Here is a 3805-nt window from a genome sequence, read left to right on the forward strand (position 1 = left end):
TGCTGGCGCTGGCCGCCTGCGCGCTGGCGGCACCGGCGCATGGCGCGCGGGCCGGCGCCAAGGCCGCGCCCGCCACGCCGGCGGCCAGCCCAGCGGCCCGTCCCGCGCTGGCGCGGCTGATCGCCTTGTCGGCCGGCAAATCGCAATTGCTGCCGCTGCCCTTCGCCGCCAGCCGCCTGGCCGTGGGCGACACGGCCATCGCCGACGTGATCCTGCTCAACCCGAACGAAGTGTATTTGCTGGGCAAGCGTCCCGGCGCCACCAACCTGATCCTGTGGGACCACGCCCGGCAAGCCACCATCATCGACCTGAGCGTGGCCATCGACACGGGTCCGCTGCGCCAGCAGCTCGACCTCCTGTTCGCCGATGAACCGGCGCTGCAGGTCCATGCCGCGGCCGACACCCTGATCGTCTCGGGCACGGTGGCCGATGCCGTCAAGGCCAGCCAGATCATGGCCCTGGCGCAGGCATATGCGGCCCGCGCCGCGGGCGGCGGCGGCACGGCGGCCACGCCGGACGGCGCCCCCGCCAGCGTGAAAGTGGTCAACATGCTGGCCATCGCGGCGCCCCAGCAGGTCATGCTGGAAGTCAAGATTGCGGAAGTGTCGAAAAGCCTCGTCGACCAGCTGGGCGCCAGCCTGGGCGTCAACGTGCAGGTGGGCAACTGGACCCATTCCTTGCTGTCGAACCTGCTCAGCGGCAACCGCAGCCTGATCGAAGCGTTCAACAACAAGAACGGCAATTTCGTCAAGGTCGATGCGCAAAAGCGCGATGGCCTCGTGAAGATCCTGGCCGAGCCCACCATCATGGCCATCAGCGGCCAGGAAGCCAGTTTTTTGGCCGGCGGCAAGGTCTTCATCCCCGTCAGCCAGAACAACAACGGCGGCACGCCCAGCATCACCCTGGAAGAGAAGGAATACGGCGTGGCCGTGCGCTTCACGCCCACCGTGCTCGACGGCGGGCGCATCAACCTGAAGGTGGCACCGGAAGTGTCCGAACTGAACCGCGACGGCATCGGCCTGTCTGCGGGCAGCGTGAACGCCAGCGCCATCCTGCCCTCGTTCACCACGCGGCGCGCCGCCACCACGGTGCAGCTGTTCGATGGCCAGAGCTTTGCCATCGGCGGCTTGATCAAGAACAATGTGACGACGAATATCAAGGCCCTGCCCATGCTGGGTGAAATCCCCGTGCTGGGCGCGCTGTTTCGCAGCAGCGACTTCCAGACGGACCGCAGCGAGCTGGTCTTCATCGTCACGCCGCACCTGGTCAAGCCGCTGCCCGCCGTGCCGTCCCTGCCCACGGATGGCTACGTGCCGCCCAGCCGGGCGGATTTCTTTATTCGCGGCAAGATGGAAGGCCAGCCGGCGCCCGCCAGCACCACCGTCGTCACCGCGCAACCGGAGCCGCAGCATGACTAAATTCCCGTCGATCCTGGCGCCGCTGCTGGCGCTGGCGTTCGCCGCCAGCGGCTGCAGCGAACTGACGCCGCGGCTGGACCGGCAATTCGGCAGCAGCGTGCGCGCCGCCACGGCGCAGCAGGCGCTGGCGCCCGACGTGGCCGCGCGCCAGCGCGCCGCCGCGGCAAGCGATGGCCGCGCCGGCGTGGCCGCCTACGAGCGCTACCAGGACAGCTTCGTCGCGCCCGCCCCGCCCGCGCCCGCGCTGACCATCGGCCTGGGCAAGCGATGAAAGGCCACAGCGTGAAGGTCACCATCGTCTCGCTCGACGCGAAAAGCCTGGAACACATCGCCGCCCTTTTGCGTACGCGCAACCCGACGCACCAGATCGACAAGGTATTGGGCAAGCTCGACAAATTGCCGCCGAACAGCACGCCGGACGTGCTCGTCCTCGACCAGCCCAGCATCGAGCGGGGCGACCTGGACGCCGTCGAACGGCTGGGCAATGTGCAGCCGCGCATCGCCTTCATCCTGCTGTGCCGCCAGCACACGCCGGACTTCCTGCTGCAAGCCATGCGCGCCGGCGTGCGCGAAGTGCTGGACTTTCCCGCGCCGCCCGGCTGCCTGTACCTGGCCATCGAGCGCATCGAGGAAAAATTGCAGCGGCGCAGCGACGCCAACGGCAAGCTGCTGGCCTTCATTTCCTGCAAGGGCGGCAGCGGCGCCACCTTCCTCGCCACCAACCTGGCGTATGCGCTGGCCGCGCAGGGCGACAGCCGCGTGGCGCTGATCGACATGAATCTGCAGTTCGGCGACGCCTCGCTGTTTGTCTCGGATCACAAGCCGCTGGCCACCCTGGCCGACGTGGCGCAGCAGATCCACCGCCTCGACCCGTCCTTCCTCGCCTCGAGCATGCTCAACGTGCTGCCCAACTATGGCGTGCTGGCCGCGCCGGAAGACCCGACCCAGGCCAATGACGTGAAACCGGAGCACGTGGACGCCATCCTGCAGCTGGCGCGCCGCCACTACGATTTCATCGTGCTCGACATCGGCCGCAGCCTCGACGCCATCAGCATCCGCGCGCTGGACCAGGCGGACATGATCTTTCCCGTGCTGCAGACGACCCTGCCCTACATCCGCGACGGCAAGCGCCTGCTCGACGTGTTCCGCTCGCTCGACTACCCGATGGAAAAAGTCCACCTGGTGGTCAACCGCCATGACAAGGGCGGCGAGATCAGCGTGCTCGACCTCGTCAACGCGTACGGCAGCGATATCTACATGACGGTGCCGAACCACTACGAGGCGGCCGCCGCGTCCGTCAACCAAGGCATCCCCGTGCTGCAGCTGGCGCCGGCCAGTCCGATCACCCGGGCGCTGCAGGAATTTGCCCGCCGCCTGGGCGGCGCGGCGGCGCCGGCCGCGCAGGAGGGCTGGCTGGGCCGCCTGCTGCGCCGCGCCTGATGCCCGCCCTGCCGAGAAAGACACCATGAACGCCATCAGCATCCCCATCCGCGAACGCCTGGGCCAGCTGCACACGCACCAGCGCGCGGGCAGCATCGACAACCGCGCCTACCAGCTGCTCCAGCAGCGCATCCATGCCTTGCTGATGGAAAGGGTCGACCTGGAAAACCTGCAGCGGCTGTCGCCGGAGCAGGTGCGCGAACAGCTGCGCCTGCTCGTCGAGCGCCTGCTGGACGAAGAGACCGTCGTCATCAACGAACTGGAGCGCAAGAACCTGACGCGCGACATCCAGCACGAAATGCTGGGCTTTGGCCCGCTGGAAGTGCTGCTGGCCGATCCCAGCGTGTCCGACATCCTCGTCAACACGCACAAGCGCGTCTACGTGGAGCGGCGCGGCAAGCTGGAACTGACGGACGTGTGCTTCATCGACGACGCGCACTTGATGAAGATCATCGACAAGATCGTCTCGCGCGTGGGCCGCCGCATCGATGAATCGAGTCCCATGGTCGATGCCCGCCTGCCCGACGGTTCGCGCGTCAACGCCATCATCCCGCCGCTGGCCATCGACGGCCCCGTGATGTCGATCCGCCGCTTCTCGGCCGACCCGCTGCGCCTGGCCGACCTGGTGGCCTACGACAGCCTGACGGCAGGCATGGCGGAAATCCTGCAAGGCCTGGGCAAGGCGAAGATCAACATCCTGATCTCCGGCGGCACGGGCAGCGGCAAGACGACCATGCTCAACGTCATCTCCGGCTTCATCGGCGCCACCGAACGCATCGTCACGGTGGAAGACGCGGCCGAGCTGCAATTGCAGCAGCCGCACGTGGTGCGCCTGGAAACGCGCCCGACCAACATCGAAGGCAAGGGCGAAGTGACGCAGCGGGCGCTGGTGCGCAATGCCCTGCGCATGCGCCCCGACCGCATCATCCTGGGCGAGGTGCGCGGCG

The 3805-nt window shown here is 67.8% G+C and carries 4 protein-coding genes; all 4 read left to right on the forward strand.

Annotated features, from left to right (window positions below; all coding sequences use genetic code 11):
- The coding region (locus EBS11_RS28020; RefSeq protein ID WP_365956380.1) for a type II and III secretion system protein family protein at positions 1 to 1418 on the forward strand (1418 nt) is incomplete at its 5' end.
- Positions 1411 to 1689, forward strand: coding sequence for a hypothetical protein (locus EBS11_RS28025; protein ID WP_290608762.1), 279 nt, complete (start codon positions 1411 to 1413; stop codon positions 1687 to 1689). The genes EBS11_RS28020 and EBS11_RS28025, both read left to right, overlap by 8 nt.
- Positions 1686 to 2858, forward strand: a complete 1173-nt coding sequence (locus tag EBS11_RS28030) for an AAA family ATPase (RefSeq protein ID WP_290608764.1) — start codon at positions 1686 to 1688, stop codon at positions 2856 to 2858. Before EBS11_RS28025 ends, EBS11_RS28030 begins: the two co-directional genes overlap by 4 nt.
- A 25-nt stretch (positions 2859 to 2883) precedes the next feature.
- On the forward strand, positions 2884 to 3805 hold a 922-nt coding region (locus EBS11_RS28035), incomplete at its 3' end, for a CpaF family protein (protein ID WP_290608766.1).

Origin of the sequence: Janthinobacterium sp., assembly GCF_009923995.1 — a bacterium.
Classification (GTDB): domain Bacteria; phylum Pseudomonadota; class Gammaproteobacteria; order Burkholderiales; family Burkholderiaceae_D; genus Janthinobacterium.